The sequence below is a fragment of the Enterobacter sp. R-25 genome, assembly GCF_049913205.1.
GTDB lineage: Bacteria > Pseudomonadota > Gammaproteobacteria > Enterobacterales > Enterobacteriaceae > Enterobacter > Enterobacter ludwigii.
The window spans coordinates 729,968-744,084 of sequence record NZ_CP183982.1 but is presented as its reverse complement, the minus strand read 5'-3'; the positions used below and the strand labels follow the sequence as shown (position 1 = coordinate 744,084).

The window sequence follows — 14,117 nt, the reverse complement described above, 5'->3', positions numbered from 1 at the left end:
TCAGCCCGCCTGGTCCAGAATACGTACGACTAATTGCGAGAAGCTCATCCCCGCCTGACGCGCTGCCATCGGCACAAGGCTGTGGCTGGTCATTCCCGGAGAAGTATTTGCTTCCAGCAGATAAAATTGTCCATCACTGTCGAGCATCACGTCGATGCGGCCCCATCCACGGCAACCCAGAACATGCCAGGCTTTAACCACCAGGGACTGTAAATCGGTTTCACGCTCAGCTTCAAGACCACTTGGGCAGAAATATTGCGTCTCATCAGAGAGATACTTCGCCTCATAATCATAGAAGGTTCCGGCCGGTTGGATACGAATTGACGGTAAAATTTCTTCGCCAAGCATCGCGACGGTAAATTCCGGCCCGCTGAGCCATTTTTCAATCAGAACTTCTTCATCATGTTGAAATGCCAGGGCTAAAGCGGAAGATAAATCCTCAGCTTTCTCAACTTTGGACATGCCAACGCTCGACCCTTCGCGGCTGGGCTTTACAATAACCGGTAAGCCCAGCTCAGCAATGCGTGCATTAACGCTATCGGAGAGGCCCATTTCAAATTCGCGACGCGTCAGGGCAACCCAGGGGGCAACGGGTAAACCCGCGCCCTGCCACAGCAGTTTGCTGCGCAGTTTATCCATAGAAATGGCGGAGGCCATCACACCGCTGCCGGTGTACGGCATGCCGGTGAGTTCCAGCAGCCCCTGAAGAGTGCCGTCTTCGCCACCACGGCCATGTAACGCGATAAAGACTTTATCGAAGCCCATCGCCTTTAACTGGGTTACGTCAGTCTCTTTCGGATCGACCAGGTGCGCATCCACACCACCTTCACGCAGGCCCGCCAGTACCGCGGCACCTGAATTCAGGGAAACTTCGCGCTCGGCGGATGTGCCGCCAGACAGGACAGCAATCTTATCAGCCATGATGCTCATCCTCCTGAGTTTGCGGCTTCAGTTTGATTTCAGCTAAGGTACGGGCGATTTTGCCGATATTTCCCGCGCCCTGAATCAGAATTAGATCGTTGCCGGTCAGCACCGGGGCCAGAATTTCAGCCACCTGGGCAGGATCGGAAACCAAAATAGGGTCTACTTTACCGCGTCCGCGGATGGTACGACATAAAGAACGGCTGTCTGCACCAGGAATAGGAGTTTCGCCCGCTGCATAAACATCCAGCATCAGGAGCGTATCCACCTGTGACAGGACGCTGGCGAAATCGTCATACAGATCACGGGTACGCGTGAAACGGTGCGGCTGGAAGATCATGACCAGATTTTTTTCTGGCCAGCCTGCACGCGCGGCTTTGATCGTCGCGTCCACTTCCGTCGGATGGTGACCGTAGTCATCAACCAGCATGGCAGTACCGGGTTTACCGTTCACCGCCTCCAGCGGATATTCACCGAGGAAGTCGAAGCGACGCCCGGTTCCCTGGAAGCTTTCCAGTGCACGAAGAATGGCTTCGTCATCAATGCCTTCTTCTGTCGCCACGGCCACTGCCGCTGCGGCATTCAGGGCGTTGTGACGCCCTGGTGCATTCAGGGTGACATGCAGCAGTTCTTTGTCCTGACGCGCCAGGGTGAAATGCCCCTGCGCACCCAGCTGTTTGTAATCTTCCACGCGGACATCAGCGTCTTCGCTGAAGCCGTAAGTCGTGATTTGACGTCCGACACGCGGCAACAGCTCGCGAATCACCGGATCGTCTACACACATTACCGCGCGTCCATAGAACGGCAGGTTGTGCAGGAAATTAATAAAGGTCTGCTTTAAGTTCTCGAAGTCGCCCTGGTAAGTATCCATATGGTCGGCTTCGATATTGGTGACGATGGCGACCATCGGCTGCAGATGCAGGAACGACGCATCGCTCTCATCCGCTTCGGCAATTAAATAACGGCTGTGTCCGAGACGCGCATGCACGCCTGCCGCTTTTACCAGACCACCATTGACGAACGTCGGGTCGAGGCCCGCTTCTGCATAAATGCTGGAGACCATCGCCGTGGTGGTGGTTTTGCCGTGGGTTCCGGCAATCGCAATGCCATGTCGAAAACGCATCAACTCCGCCAGCATTTCCGCACGGCGGATCACCGGAATACGCGCTTCGTGCGCGGCCACGATTTCCGGGTTATCAGAGGAGATGGCGCTCGACACGACCACCACACTCGCATCGCGCACGTTTTCCGGGCGATGATTGAAATAGATAGTCGCCCCAAGCGACGCCAGCTGCTGCGTAACAGGGTTTGGCGCCAGGTCAGACCCGCTGATCTGATAGCCTTCGTTAGCTAACACTTCGGCAATACCGCCCATGCCAGCACCACCGATGCCAACAAAGTGAATGTGCCGGACGCGACGCATCTCGGGCACGATAGAACGCAGTTTTGCCAGTTGTTGTGTATTCATTCTCTAAACGCCATCGACTACTTAAAAAATTCGTGCAGCGCAACACGCGCTGCGAGGGTTAAGCCTGGGCTGCCAGGCTCACTTCTTTTGCCACCCGTTCCGTTGCATCAGGAATAGCGGTCGCGCGTGCGCGTTGCGCCATCTCCAGTAATGCCTCTCTGTTCCAGCCCGCCAGGGTGGTGGCGACCGCATCGGCGGTAAATTGTGGCTGTTCAAATATTTTCGCGGCGCCGGCTTTCTCAAGCGGCAGCGCATTCCAGTACTGCTGTCTGTCTTTGTGCTGGAACGGCACAAACAGAGCCGGCAACCCGGCGGCGGCAATTTCGCTCACCGTCAATGCGCCAGAGCGGCAGACCACGACATCGGCCCAGGCATACGCTGCGGCCATGTCGTCGATAAATTCCGTCACTTTATGCTGCGGCTGGCCTTCATCGGCGTAAGCCTGCTCAACCATCTGCTGAGCACCTTTTCCGCTTTGGTGCCAGATTGTCACCGCATCCCCCAGCTTTGCTGCAACCTGCGGCATCGTCTGGTTTAAAATGCGTGCGCCCTGAGAACCGCCAACGACCAGCACACGGACCGGCCCTTCACGACCCGCCAGGCGCGCATCCGGTAATGGCAGCGCCAGCACGTCTACGCGCACCGGGTTACCCACCACGTCCGCCTTCGGGAAGGCTCCTGGGAAAGCCTGCATCACTTTGGTGGCAATTTTCGCCAGCCATTTATTGGTCAGACCGGCAATGCCGTTCTGCTCATGCAGCACCACGGGGATGCCCAATGACCAGGCCGCCAGCCCACCCGGGCCAGAAACATAGCCGCCCATCCCCAGCACCACATCAGGCTTAAAACGCTTCATGATGGCGCGCGCCTGACGCCAGGCGTTGAAAATACGCACCGGAGCCAGAAGCTGGGCCTTAATGCCTTTTCCGCGTAAGCCGGAAATGCGAATAAAGTCGATCTCGATACCGTGCTTCGGTACCAGGTCGGCTTCCATGCGGTCCGCGGTTCCCAGCCAGCGTACCTGCCAGCCCTGATCCATTAAATGGTGCGCAACTGCGAGCCCCGGGAACACATGTCCACCGGTACCGCCTGCCATCACCATTAACCGCTTCGGTTGATTCATCGTGAACCTCGTGTAAACGCCTGGGCTTTTTCCAGACGCGTTTCATAATCTATGCGTAACAACATCATGATGGCCGTCGACATAATCAGCAGACTGGAACCACCATAACTGATCAACGGCAACGTCAGGCCTTTGGTCGGCAGCATACCCGCTGCGGCCCCGACGTTAACCAATGCCTGGAAACTAAACCAGATACCTATTGAGCAGGCTAAGAAACCTGAAAAGCGGTGATCGATCTCCAGCGCTTTCCGCCCAATCGACATGGCGCGGAAAGCGACGAAGAATACCATTAATAGCGCTAATACCACACCGATATAACCCAGTTCTTCCCCAATAATGGAGAAGATGAAGTCAGTGTGCGCTTCGGGTAAATACTCCAGTTTCTGTACCGAGTTGCCCAGCCCCTGACCCCAGACTTCACCGCGACCAAAAGCCATCAGCGACTGCGTCAGCTGATAACCGCTGCCAAACGGGTCTTCCCACGGGTTCCAGAATGAGGTCACACGGCGGATACGGTAAGGCTCGGCGAGGATCAGCAGCACAACCGCTGAGATACCCATTCCGATGATGGCGATGAACTGCCAAAGCTTCGCCCCGGCCAGGAACAGCATTGCCAGCGTGGTGACAAACAGCACGACCACGGTACCAAGGTCAGGCTGCGCCAGCAGTAAGACCGCCAGCACCAGAATAACGCCCATGGGTTTTAAGAAGCCGCGCAGGTTATTACGCACTTCATCCACTTTACGTACCAGGTAGTTAGCCAGGTAGCAGAACAGGGAGAGCTTGGTAAATTCCGCGGGCTGAATACGCAGTGGGCCAAAGGCAATCCAGCGCGATGCCCCGTTTACGGAGCTCCCCACCACCAGTACGATCAGCAGCATAATGATGGAGGCGATCAGCATCGCGGTACTGTGCCGCTGCCAGAACTCCATCGGCAGACGTAATGTCACCAGCGCCAGACAGAACGCCAGGATGATGTACAGGCCATCACGTTTCGCAAACAGGAACGGATCGTTCGCCAGTCGCTGCCCGACAGGCATTGACGCCGAGGTCACCATGATAAAACCAACCGCCGCCAGTCCCAGCGTGAGCCAGAAGAGCGTACGGTCGTACATGACCAGGCTGTCGTTATCTTTTTGACGAGAGCCCATCACCCAGCCTTTGAGTGCCGCAAACACCCACGCCAGAACGCCAAATCCTGGCAGGCGCGGCATTTTCAGGCGAGGGAGAGATAAACGCATCAGCCTAACTCCTTCGCCAGACGGGTAAAGAGATCGCCACGCTGTTCGAAATTTTTGAATTGATCGAGGCTGGCGCAGGCCGGAGAGAGCAGGACCATATCACCGGGCTTCACGCGAGGGGCAATCAGCCGCATCGCCTGCTCCATGGTCTCGGTTTGCTCGGCAATGTCAGGACGCAGCTCAGCCAGCTCACTGCCGTCGCGACCAAAGCAGTACAAGCGGATATTATTCCCGGCGAGATACGGTTTCAGCGTGGAGAAATCCGCCGATTTACCGTCGCCGCCCAGCAGTAAATGCAGGGTCCCTTCAACGTGCAGGCCGTTCAGGGCGGCCTCGGTACTGCCGACGTTGGTGGCTTTTGAGTCATTAATCCAGCGCACACCGTTGTGCTCCAGCGCCAGCTGGAAACGGTGCGCCAGGCCGTTAAAGGTGGTCAATGCTTGCAGGCTGGACGAACGCGGCAGCCCTACGGCATCCGCCAGCGCCAGCGCCGCCAGAGCATTGGTGTAGTTATGCTGGCCGGTAAGCTTCATCTCTTTCACGTTCAGCACTTTCTCACCCTTCACGCGCAGCCAGGTTTCGCCCAGTTGACGGTTAAGATGATAGTCACCCATGGTAATGCCAAAGCTAATACAGCGATCGTCCGCCCCGCGCACCGGCATGGTCAGGGCGTCATCCGCGTTGACGACGCAGACCTTCGCATTTTCATAAATGCGCAGTTTGGCGGCGCGGTACTGCTGTAGACCAAACGGATAGCGATCCATATGATCTTCAGTAACGTTAAGGATCGTCGCCGCGGCCGCACGAAGGCTGGAGGTCGTTTCCAGCTGGAAGCTGGAAAGCTCGAGGACGTACAATTCACAGCCTTTATCCAGCAGCATTAGCGCTGGCAGGCCAATATTGCCTCCCACGCCCACGTTCATGCCCGCCGCTTTCGCCATCTCACCCACAAGGGTGGTGACGGTGCTTTTACCGTTAGAGCCGGTAATCGCGATAACGGGTGCCTGCGCTTCACGGCAGAACAACTCAATATCACCGACAATCTCAACGCCCGCATCGGCCGCGGCGCTGAGTGAAGGATGTGCCAGCGCCATACCGGGGCTGGCGACAATCAGATCGGCTGCCAGCAGCCAGTCATCATTCAGACCACCAAGGTGGCGTTCAACCTGTTCCGGCAGTTTATCCAGACCCGGCGGAGAAACACGCGTATCCATTACGCGAGGCGTCACGCCGCGCGCGAGGAAAAAGTCCACGCAGGAGAGGCCTGTCAGCCCCAACCCGATGATAACGACTTTTTTGCCCTGGTAATCTGCCATGATTAACGTACCTTCAGCGTTGCCAGGCCAATCAGCACCAGCATCAGCGAAATAATCCAGAAGCGCACAATCACGCGCGGTTCCGGCCAGCCTTTCAGTTCATAGTGATGGTGAATCGGTGCCATACGGAAGATGCGCTGACCGCGCAGCTTGAAGGACCCGACCTGCAAAATCACTGAAAGGGTTTCAACCACAAATACCCCACCCATAATCACCAGCAGGAACTCCTGGCGCAGCAGTACGGCAATAATGCCCAGCGCGCCGCCCAGAGCCAGTGAACCGACGTCACCCATAAAGACCTGCGCCGGGTAGGTGTTGAACCACAGGAAGCCCAGTCCCGCCCCGACAATCGCCGTACAGACGATAACCAGTTCGCCTGCGTGTCGCAGGTATGGAATGTGCAGATAGTTAGCAAAGTTCATATTACCGGTGGCCCACGCCACCAGCGCAAAACCGGCGGCGACGAAGACGGTTGGCATAATCGCCAGGCCATCCAGACCGTCGGTCAGGTTTACGGCGTTACCGGTGCCCACGATGACGAAGTAGGCCAGCAGAATGTAGAACAGCCCCAGTTGCGGCATCACATCTTTAAAGAACGGCACCACCAGCTCGGTGGCGGGGGTGTCTTTTCCTGCCAGATACAGCGCGAAGGCCACGCCCAGCGCAATCACCGACATCCAGAAGTATTTCCAGCGGGCGATCAGGCCCTTGGTGTCTTTACGCACGACCTTGCGGTAATCATCAACAAACCCAATGATGCCGTAGCCCACCAGCACGGTAAGTACGCACCAGACGTACGGGTTAGAGGGATAAGCCCACAGCAGTACGGAAACAACGATCGCGGTCAGGATCATGATCCCGCCCATGGTCGGCGTACCTCGCTTGCTGAAGTGCGACTCCGGACCGTCGTTACGCACAACCTGACCGAAGGAGAGTTTTTGCAGACGGGCAATCATGCGCGGGCCCATCCACAAAGAGATGAACAGCGCAGTCAGCAGGCTGACAATGGCGCGAAACGTCAGATAGGAAAAGACGTTAAAGCCTGAATAATATTTGACCAAATGTTCGGCCAGCCAAACTAACATGTCCCGTTCTCCTGTAATGCGTGCACAACCTCTTCCATGGCGGCACTACGTGAACCTTTCACTAACACAGTCACAATTTGTTTTTCTGTCATCAATGCCTTAAGGCGTTCAATCAGCGCGGCTTTATCGGCAAAGTGCTCGCCAACACCGCTGGCATGGCTAATCGCCTGGCTCAGTTTTCCAGCGCTCAGCACGCAATCAATACCTGCCGCTTTCGCCGCTTCCCCCACCTGGACATGACAGGCTTCGCTTTCATCACCCAGCTCAGCCATATCGCCCACCACCAGCACGCGATAACCTGGCATCTCAGACAACACCTGCACCGCCGCGGTCATTGAGCCGACGTTCGCGTTATAGGAGTCATCCAGAAGCAGTTTGTTTTCCGCAAGCTGGATCGGGAACAGACGCCCCGGCACGGCTTTTAAATTTGCCAGACCGGTTTTAATCGCCTGATGCGACGCACCAACCGCCATCGACAGCGCCGCTGCCGCGAGCGCATTGGCGATATTATGACGACCCGGCAATGGCAGAAGCACCTCAATGCCACCGGTTGGGGTATTAAGGGTGAATTCCGTGCCATGCGAAGTCACATGAATATTGGTCGCGGTAAAATCACTGTTGGCCGCATTCGGCGAGAAGCGCCAGGTCTTGCGGGAACCAATGATCTGTTGCCAGTTCAGCCAGTCATTGTTGTCGGCATTCATAATGGCGATACCGTCTTCCGGCAGGCCGGTATAGATCTCGCCTTTAGCTTTCGCCACGCCTTCCAGCGAACCAAAACCTTCCAGATGTGCAGCGGCCAGGTTATTCACCAGCGCTGCTTCCGGGCGCGTCAGGCTAACGGTCCAGGCGATTTCGCCCTGGTGGTTTGCCCCTAACTCGATCACGGCAAATTCATGCTCTTTGGTCAGGCGAAGTAATGTCATCGGCACGCCGATATCATTGTTAAGGTTGCCTGCCGTATAAAGCGTATTTCCGCACTGGCTCAGGATGGCCGCAGTCATCTCTTTCACAGAGGTTTTGCCTGATGAACCGGTCAGCGCGACGACGCGCGTCGGTACCTGCTGACGAACCCAGGCCGCCAGCTCGCCGAATGCCAGACGGGTATCTTTCACCACGATCTGCGGCAGATCGACAGCGAGTTTACGGCTGACCAGCAGCGCCCCTGCACCATTCTCCCTGGCCTGTTGTGCAAAATCATGCGCGTCAAAACGTTCGCCCTTCAGCGCCACAAACAGACAACCCGGGGTCACTTTGCGGGTATCGGTCGTCACGGCCTCGATGGTCAGATCGTGACCCAGCAGCTCGCCCTGCAGTACCGCAGCGGCCTGACTTAAGGTGATGCTAATCATGCCACGACTCCCAGCAGACGCGCGGCCGTGACGCGGTCCGAATAATCGAGACGACGGTTGCCAACAATCTGATAATCCTCATGGCCTTTCCCGGCCAGCAGCACAACGTCGTTTTCCTGAGCCTGCATGATGGCGTTGGTCACGGCTTCCGCACGGCCTTCCACCACGCGGGCGCGGCCTGCATCCAGCATGCCCGACAGAATGTCGTTAATAATGGCGCGCGGCTCTTCAGTACGCGGGTTGTCATCGGTCACAACCGGAATATCCGCGAACTGTTCAGCAATGGCACCCATCAGTGGACGTTTGCCCTTATCACGGTCGCCACCGCAGCCAAACACACACCAGAGCTTACCGGTGCAGTGCAGACGCGCCGCTTCCAGTGCTTTTTCCAGTGCGTCCGGCGTGTGGGCATAATCGACCACCACGGTCGGTTTGCCCGGCGCGCTGAACACTTCCATACGGCCACATACCGGCTGCAGACGCTCAGCCGTTTCCAGCAGCGCGTTCATCGGATAACCCAGCGCCAGCAGCGTCGCCAGCGCCAGCAGCAGGTTGCTGACGTTAAACGCGCCCATCAGGCGGCTTTCAATTTCACCGTCACCCCATGAGGAGGTAAAACGAATGGTGGCACCACTGTCGTGATAATCCACCGCAACCGCCTTCAGCCAGCGGCCGTGGCAGTTCGGGTTGATATGGTCTTCCATCGACACCGCAACCGCATCCGGCAGCTTCGCCAGCCAGCGGCGACCGACTTCGTCGTCAGCGTTGATGATGGCCTGTCCGCTATGGTGGGTGGAGTAGAGCAGCCATTTCGCTGCTTCGTAATGCTCCATATCACCATGATAATCAAGGTGATCTCGACTCAGGTTAGTGAATACTGAGGCGGCAAACTTCAGCGCCGCCACGCGGTGCTGCACCAGACCGTGGGAAGAGACTTCCATCGCGGCAAAGGTTGCCCCCTGCCCTGCCAGGCCGGCCAGCACGTGCTGTATGTCGACTGCGGAGCCGGTGGTGTTTTCGGTCGGGCTCACTTTGCCCAACAGACCGTTACCGACAGTTCCCATGACCGCACCGGTTTCACCCAGCAGCTGCGCCCACTGCGCCATGAGCTGCGTGGTCGTGGTTTTGCCGTTTGTACCTGTCACGCCCACCAGACGCAGCCGATCGGACGGTTCGTGATAGAAACGTCCGGCCAGCGCAGAAAGACGCTCGTTTAACTGGCTGAGATAGATGACCGGCACCCCGTGCATTTCACGGATTTCACCGTCGGTTGCCTCATCTTTAGCCTCAGCAATAATGGCAGCAACACCTTGCGCAATCGCCTGCGGGATATAACGACGCCCGTCCGCCTGATGACCGACCACCGCCACAAAAAGATCGCCAGAAGCAGCCGCACGGCTGTCCAGTACCATCTCTCGCAGTGCTCGCTCCGGTGCATTAGGCACCCACGGAGCGAGAAGGTCGCGCAAATTACGATCTGCCACCTGTACCCTCGCCTTGATTAATTACAAATTCACTTTTCTCGCCCGTTGCCAGCGCATCCGGTTCGATGTTCATGGTGCGCAACACGCCGCCCATGATGGCCCCGAACACAGGCGCGGAAACGGCGCCGCCGTAGTATTTACCCGCCTGTGGATCGTTAATGACGACCACCAGCGCAAAACGCGGATTACTGGCAGGCGCAACGCCTGCGGTATAGGCAATGTATTTGTTGATGTAACGGCCGTCTGGCCCCACTTTTTTCGCGGTACCGGTTTTGATGGCGATGCGATAGCCTTTGATCGCCGCCTTCACGCCGCCGCCGCCAGGCAGCGCCACGCTTTCCATCATATGAACGACGGTACGAACGATGGATTCCGGGAAGATACGCTCACCCGGAACCGGTGGATCAACTTTGGTAATGGACAGCGGACGATAGACGCCATAGCTGCCAATCGTTGCGTAGACTCGCGCTAACTGTAACGGCGTTACCATTAGCCCGTAGCCGAAAGAGAAGGTGGCCCTCTCTATGTCAGACCACCGTTGTTTTTGAGGATATAAGCCACTGCGTTCTCCGACCAACCCCAAATTGGTCGCCTTTCCAAGCCCAAAACGTGAGTAAGTCTCTACTAACGCTGAGGACGGCATCGCTAACGCCAGCTTTGAAACGCCAACGTTACTCGACTTCTGTAAAACCCCGGTCAGGGTCAATTCGCTGTAGCGCGCCACGTCTTTAATCTCGTGGCCGTTAATACGGTAAGGGATCGTGTTCAGAACCGTGTTTTCATTGACGATGCCACGCTGGAGCGCCGTCATGACCACCATCGGTTTCACCGTGGAGCCCGGTTCGAACACGTCGGTAATCGCCCGGTTACGCATCGCATCTTTTGCGGTGCCGGTAAAGTTGTTCGGGTTATAGGACGGGCTGTTGGCCATCGCCAGCACTTCGCCCGTACTAACATCCACCAGCACGGCGCTGCCGGATTCCGCCTTGTTGAAGGCGACAGCGTTGTTCAGCTCGCGGTAGACCAATGCCTGCAGACGCTCATCAATACTCAGCGCCAGGTTGTGTGCCGCCTGACTGTCCGTGGAAGAGATATCTTCGATAACGCGGCCGTAGCGGTCTTTACGAACAATTCGCTCGCCAGGCTGGCCGGTGAGCCATTTATCGAAGCTTTTTTCAACGCCCTCAATCCCCTGGCTATCAACGTTGGTAAAGCCAATGAGGTGAGCGGTTACTTCGCCGGAAGGATAGTAGCGGCGGGATTCTTCACGAAGGTGAATACCCGGCAGCTTCAGCTTACGAATGTAGTCCGCCATGTCAGGGTTGACCTGACGCGCCAGATAGATAAAACGCCCTTTTGGATTGGCGTTGACGCGGGAAGCGAGCTGATCCAGCGGCATTTTCAGGGCATCCGAGAGCGCCTTCCAGCGGTTATCAAGCGTAATGCCACCCGCATCGTGCAGCTCTTTCGGATCGGCCCAGATGGCTTTAACCGGTACGCTCACGGCCAGTGGACGGCCTGAGCGGTCGGTGATCATCCCGCGGGACGTCGACACTTCCTGAACGCGAAGGGAACGCATGTCGCCCTGTCGAACCAGCATGTCAGGGGCGATGATTTGCAACCATGCCACGCGTCCCAGCAGGAAACCCAGCGCCAGTAAAATGCAGCCGCAAAGCAACGCAAAACGCCAACTGATAAAGTTGGCCTGTTCTTCCTGACGTTTTGGTTTAAGCGTTTTTGCCGCTGCTCTCATGCGTCGCGTTTTCCCTTATTTTTGTACTACAATATTTTCCTGAGAAGGATCAACATGCTGCAATTGCAGCTTTTCCGTTGCGATCCGTTCAACCCGGCTGTGATCGCCGAGCGCATTTTCTTCAAGGATCAGGTTTCGCCATTCAATATCCAGCGCATCGCGTTCCAGTACCATCTGCTCGCGTTGCGCAGTTAATAAGCGTGTGTGGTGGGCAGTCGTGACCACCGTGACGGCCGTGACAATGATGCAAATGAACAGACAGAGTGGCAGTTTCCCAAACCGCAAAAGATCGTCGCCGATCACGCCAGGCAAGGCATGGCGCTCGTTGCTTCCTAACGAATCCTTAACTTTGCTTAGGGTCTCTGTCACTCTGCCGATCATGCGTTCGTCCTCTCTGCAACACGCAGCACTGAACTACGGGCGCGTGGATTCTGTGCCACTTCTTCTTCGCCCGGCATCAACTTGCCTAATGCTCGCAACTGACGACCACCCAGCTTCCTGAGTTGTTCTTCCGTCATCGGCAGCCCCGCTGGAACCTGTGGACCGCGGCTTTGTTCACGCATAAAGCGCTTCACAATGCGGTCTTCCAGCGAATGGAAGCTGATGATGGATAACCGCCCACCCGGGGTCAGCACGTCGAGCGAGCTTTTTAGCGCCAGCTCTATTTCCTCCAGTTCACTGTTTACCCAGATGCGAACCGCCTGGAAGGTACGGGTCGCGGGATGTTTGTGCTTATCCTTCACCGGCGTCGCCGCCGCGATCACCTCGGCCAGCTCTTTCGTGCGGGTCATCGGCTCGATGCGGTTACGCTCAACGATGGCGCGCGCGATACGCTTGCCAAAACGCTCCTCGCCGAAGGTTTTGATCACCCAGGCAATATCCGCTTCGTCCGCGGTCTGTAACCACTCGGCGGCAGACTGACCGCGAGTAGGATCCATGCGCATGTCCAGTGGACCATCGCGCATAAAGGAGAAGCCGCGTTCAGCATCATCAAGCTGGGGTGAAGAGACGCCAAGATCGAGAAGGATTCCGTCGATCTTGCCCGTCAGGCCGCGCTCAGCAACATAATCAGCGAGCGCAGAGAAAGGTCCATGCACGATGGAAAAGCGTGGGTCATCGATGGTTTGCGCAACGGCAATCGCCTGCGGATCGCGATCGATTGCCAGCAGACGCCCTTCCGCTCCAAGCTGGGAGAGGATTAAGCGCGAGTGGCCACCGCGACCAAAAGTGCCATCAATGTAGATGCCGTCCGGACGAATATTCAGGCCGTTAACGGCCTCATCCAGCAGCACCGTTTTATGTTTGTAATTTTCCATCATATTTATAGAGACAAATCCTGCAGCCGTTCCGATAATGTCGCGGAATCAGACTGCTCAGCGTCGATATCTTCCTTGACCTGTTGATACCAGGTCGTTTCATCCCACAGTTCAAACTTGTTGAACTGCCCGACCAGCATCACTTCTTTGGTCAGACCGGCATGTTGCCGTAACACAGGGGCAATCAGTAACCGGCCTGCGCTATCCATCTGACATTCACTGGCATGTCCCAATAACAACCGCTGCACGCGGCGTTCCTGCGGGTTCATGCTCGACAGTCGCGACAGCTTTTGCTCAATAATTTCCCATTCAGGTAAGGGGTAAAGCAGCAGGCAGGGGGAGTTGATGTCAATGGTGCAAACCATTTGACCCGTAGCGTTCTCAATCAGCTGGTCGCGGTATCGGGTTGGTACCGATAAACGCCCTTTGCTGTCGAGATTGACTAACGTAGCTCCACGGAACATGCCAGTCTCACCCCTCCTCACCACTTTAACCCACAAATTCCCACCTAAAGGAGTTTACGGAGCGAGGGAAAAGCTTGTCAAGCCAGGACTCTCCCTATACAGGCCCGAAAGGCCTCTATTTACAGAGATAAACAGTCCTGGTTAATAACTGCACAACTGGCGAGGCAAAATTAACGTTATGAATATTTGTAAGAAAAAAACCGAATATGCACACTAGCGTTAAGGCTCACTCAATATCATCGCAGATAAATATAAAGTGTCAGTTTGCGACGCGGGCAGCATTTTATGACAGATTCTCAGGGGATAACAGCGCCAGATTCACCCCAGGGCTCGCGAAACGCGGCGGTTGCCGTGCAAGCTGGCACAGGAGAAGGAAAAACGTCTGAATATTCATCGCCGGAAGAGGGTTTGTAACAAAATAATACAAAGACAGGCATTTAAAATCGTTTAAACGTCCTTTAAAGGAACCCTTAAACGCCAAAATGAATTAAGAAAAATAGCAGAATGTAAATTCGCAAGAATTATCCTAATTTCTCTACGGGAATTATCCCGGCGAATTATTTCGTCAAAAGGGGGCAGATTTCTCCGCCCCGT

General features: G+C 56.1%; 12 protein-coding genes. All 12 read right to left on the bottom strand.

Features of this window, described 5'->3' with window-relative positions; genetic code table 11:
- From ACN9MQ_RS03525 to mraZ, 12 genes are read right to left on the bottom strand one after another with little or no spacing between them, the layout of a single operon-like run.
- Window positions 1-921, bottom strand: a complete 921-nt coding sequence (locus ACN9MQ_RS03525; protein WP_020882578.1) for a D-alanine--D-alanine ligase — start codon at window positions 919-921, stop codon at window positions 1-3.
- Entirely contained in the window at window positions 914-2,389 is a 1,476-nt protein-coding gene (gene murC, locus ACN9MQ_RS03520; protein WP_014168630.1) for a UDP-N-acetylmuramate--L-alanine ligase, read from the bottom strand. Before murC ends, ACN9MQ_RS03525 begins: the two co-directional genes overlap by 8 nt.
- A gap of 58 nt (window positions 2,390-2,447) precedes the next feature.
- Window positions 2,448-3,512 (bottom strand): undecaprenyldiphospho-muramoylpentapeptide beta-N-acetylglucosaminyltransferase, encoded by a 1,065-nt coding sequence (gene murG / locus ACN9MQ_RS03515; protein ID WP_049023069.1) that lies wholly within the window; start codon window positions 3,510-3,512, stop codon window positions 2,448-2,450.
- Window positions 3,509-4,753, bottom strand: a complete 1,245-nt coding sequence (gene ftsW / locus ACN9MQ_RS03510; protein ID WP_014168628.1) for a cell division protein FtsW — start codon at window positions 4,751-4,753, stop codon at window positions 3,509-3,511. Before ftsW ends, murG begins: the two co-directional genes overlap by 4 nt.
- On the bottom strand, window positions 4,753-6,069 hold the full coding sequence (gene murD, locus ACN9MQ_RS03505; RefSeq protein ID WP_020882576.1) for a UDP-N-acetylmuramoyl-L-alanine--D-glutamate ligase: 1,317 nt from the start codon (window positions 6,067-6,069) through the stop codon (window positions 4,753-4,755). Before murD ends, ftsW begins: the two co-directional genes overlap by 1 nt.
- A 2-nt stretch (window positions 6,070-6,071) precedes the next feature.
- Entirely contained in the window at window positions 6,072-7,154 is a 1,083-nt protein-coding gene (gene mraY / locus ACN9MQ_RS03500; protein WP_008501985.1) for a phospho-N-acetylmuramoyl-pentapeptide-transferase, read from the bottom strand.
- Window positions 7,148-8,506, bottom strand: coding sequence for a UDP-N-acetylmuramoyl-tripeptide--D-alanyl-D-alanine ligase (gene murF, locus ACN9MQ_RS03495; protein WP_410377520.1), 1,359 nt, complete (start codon window positions 8,504-8,506; stop codon window positions 7,148-7,150). Before murF ends, mraY begins: the two co-directional genes overlap by 7 nt.
- The gene (gene murE, locus ACN9MQ_RS03490; protein ID WP_410377521.1) at window positions 8,503-9,990 is read right to left on the bottom strand and encodes a UDP-N-acetylmuramoyl-L-alanyl-D-glutamate--2,6-diaminopimelate ligase; all 1,488 of its coding nucleotides are present in this window, start codon (window positions 9,988-9,990) and stop codon (window positions 8,503-8,505) included. The genes murF and murE overlap by 4 nt, the downstream gene beginning before the upstream one ends.
- Window positions 9,977-11,743: a peptidoglycan glycosyltransferase FtsI gene (locus tag ACN9MQ_RS03485; RefSeq protein WP_014168624.1), complete on the bottom strand. Its 1,767-nt coding sequence runs from the start codon at window positions 11,741-11,743 to the stop codon at window positions 9,977-9,979. The genes murE and ACN9MQ_RS03485 overlap by 14 nt, the downstream gene beginning before the upstream one ends.
- 15 nt (window positions 11,744-11,758) lie before the next feature.
- Window positions 11,759-12,124, bottom strand: coding sequence for a cell division protein FtsL (gene ftsL / locus ACN9MQ_RS03480; RefSeq protein WP_008501989.1), 366 nt, complete (start codon window positions 12,122-12,124; stop codon window positions 11,759-11,761).
- Window positions 12,121-13,062, bottom strand: coding sequence for a 16S rRNA (cytosine(1402)-N(4))-methyltransferase RsmH (rsmH, locus tag ACN9MQ_RS03475; RefSeq protein ID WP_426021228.1), 942 nt, complete (start codon window positions 13,060-13,062; stop codon window positions 12,121-12,123). The genes ftsL and rsmH overlap by 4 nt, the downstream gene beginning before the upstream one ends.
- Window positions 13,063-13,064: 2 nt before the next feature.
- Complete coding sequence (gene mraZ / locus ACN9MQ_RS03470; RefSeq protein ID WP_025205427.1) at window positions 13,065-13,523, bottom strand: division/cell wall cluster transcriptional repressor MraZ; 459 nt, start codon at window positions 13,521-13,523, stop codon at window positions 13,065-13,067.
- Window positions 13,524-14,117 lie beyond the last annotated feature (594 nt).

Excerpts from the sequence above, each read along its gene's own strand:
- ftsL (WP_008501989.1), bottom strand. The coding sequence starts at position 12,124 with ATGATCGGCAGAGTGACAGAGACCCTAAGCAAAGTTAAGGATTCGTTA.
- ftsW (WP_014168628.1), bottom strand. The coding sequence starts at position 4,753 with ATGCGTTTATCTCTCCCTCGCCTGAAAATGCCGCGCCTGCCAGGATTT.
- ACN9MQ_RS03485 (WP_014168624.1), bottom strand. The coding sequence starts at position 11,743 with ATGAGAGCAGCGGCAAAAACGCTTAAACCAAAACGTCAGGAAGAACAG.
- ACN9MQ_RS03525 (WP_020882578.1), bottom strand. The coding sequence starts at position 921 with ATGGCTGATAAGATTGCTGTCCTGTCTGGCGGCACATCCGCCGAGCGC.
- murF (WP_410377520.1), bottom strand. The coding sequence starts at position 8,506 with ATGATTAGCATCACCTTAAGTCAGGCCGCTGCGGTACTGCAGGGCGAG.
- rsmH (WP_426021228.1), bottom strand. The coding sequence starts at position 13,062 with ATGATGGAAAATTACAAACATAAAACGGTGCTGCTGGATGAGGCCGTT.
- mraZ (WP_025205427.1), bottom strand. The coding sequence starts at position 13,523 with ATGTTCCGTGGAGCTACGTTAGTCAATCTCGACAGCAAAGGGCGTTTA.
- murC (WP_014168630.1), bottom strand. The coding sequence starts at position 2,389 with ATGAATACACAACAACTGGCAAAACTGCGTTCTATCGTGCCCGAGATG.
- murD (WP_020882576.1), bottom strand. The coding sequence starts at position 6,069 with ATGGCAGATTACCAGGGCAAAAAAGTCGTTATCATCGGGTTGGGGCTG.
- mraY (WP_008501985.1), bottom strand. The coding sequence starts at position 7,154 with ATGTTAGTTTGGCTGGCCGAACATTTGGTCAAATATTATTCAGGCTTT.
- murG (WP_049023069.1), bottom strand. The coding sequence starts at position 3,512 with ATGAATCAACCGAAGCGGTTAATGGTGATGGCAGGCGGTACCGGTGGA.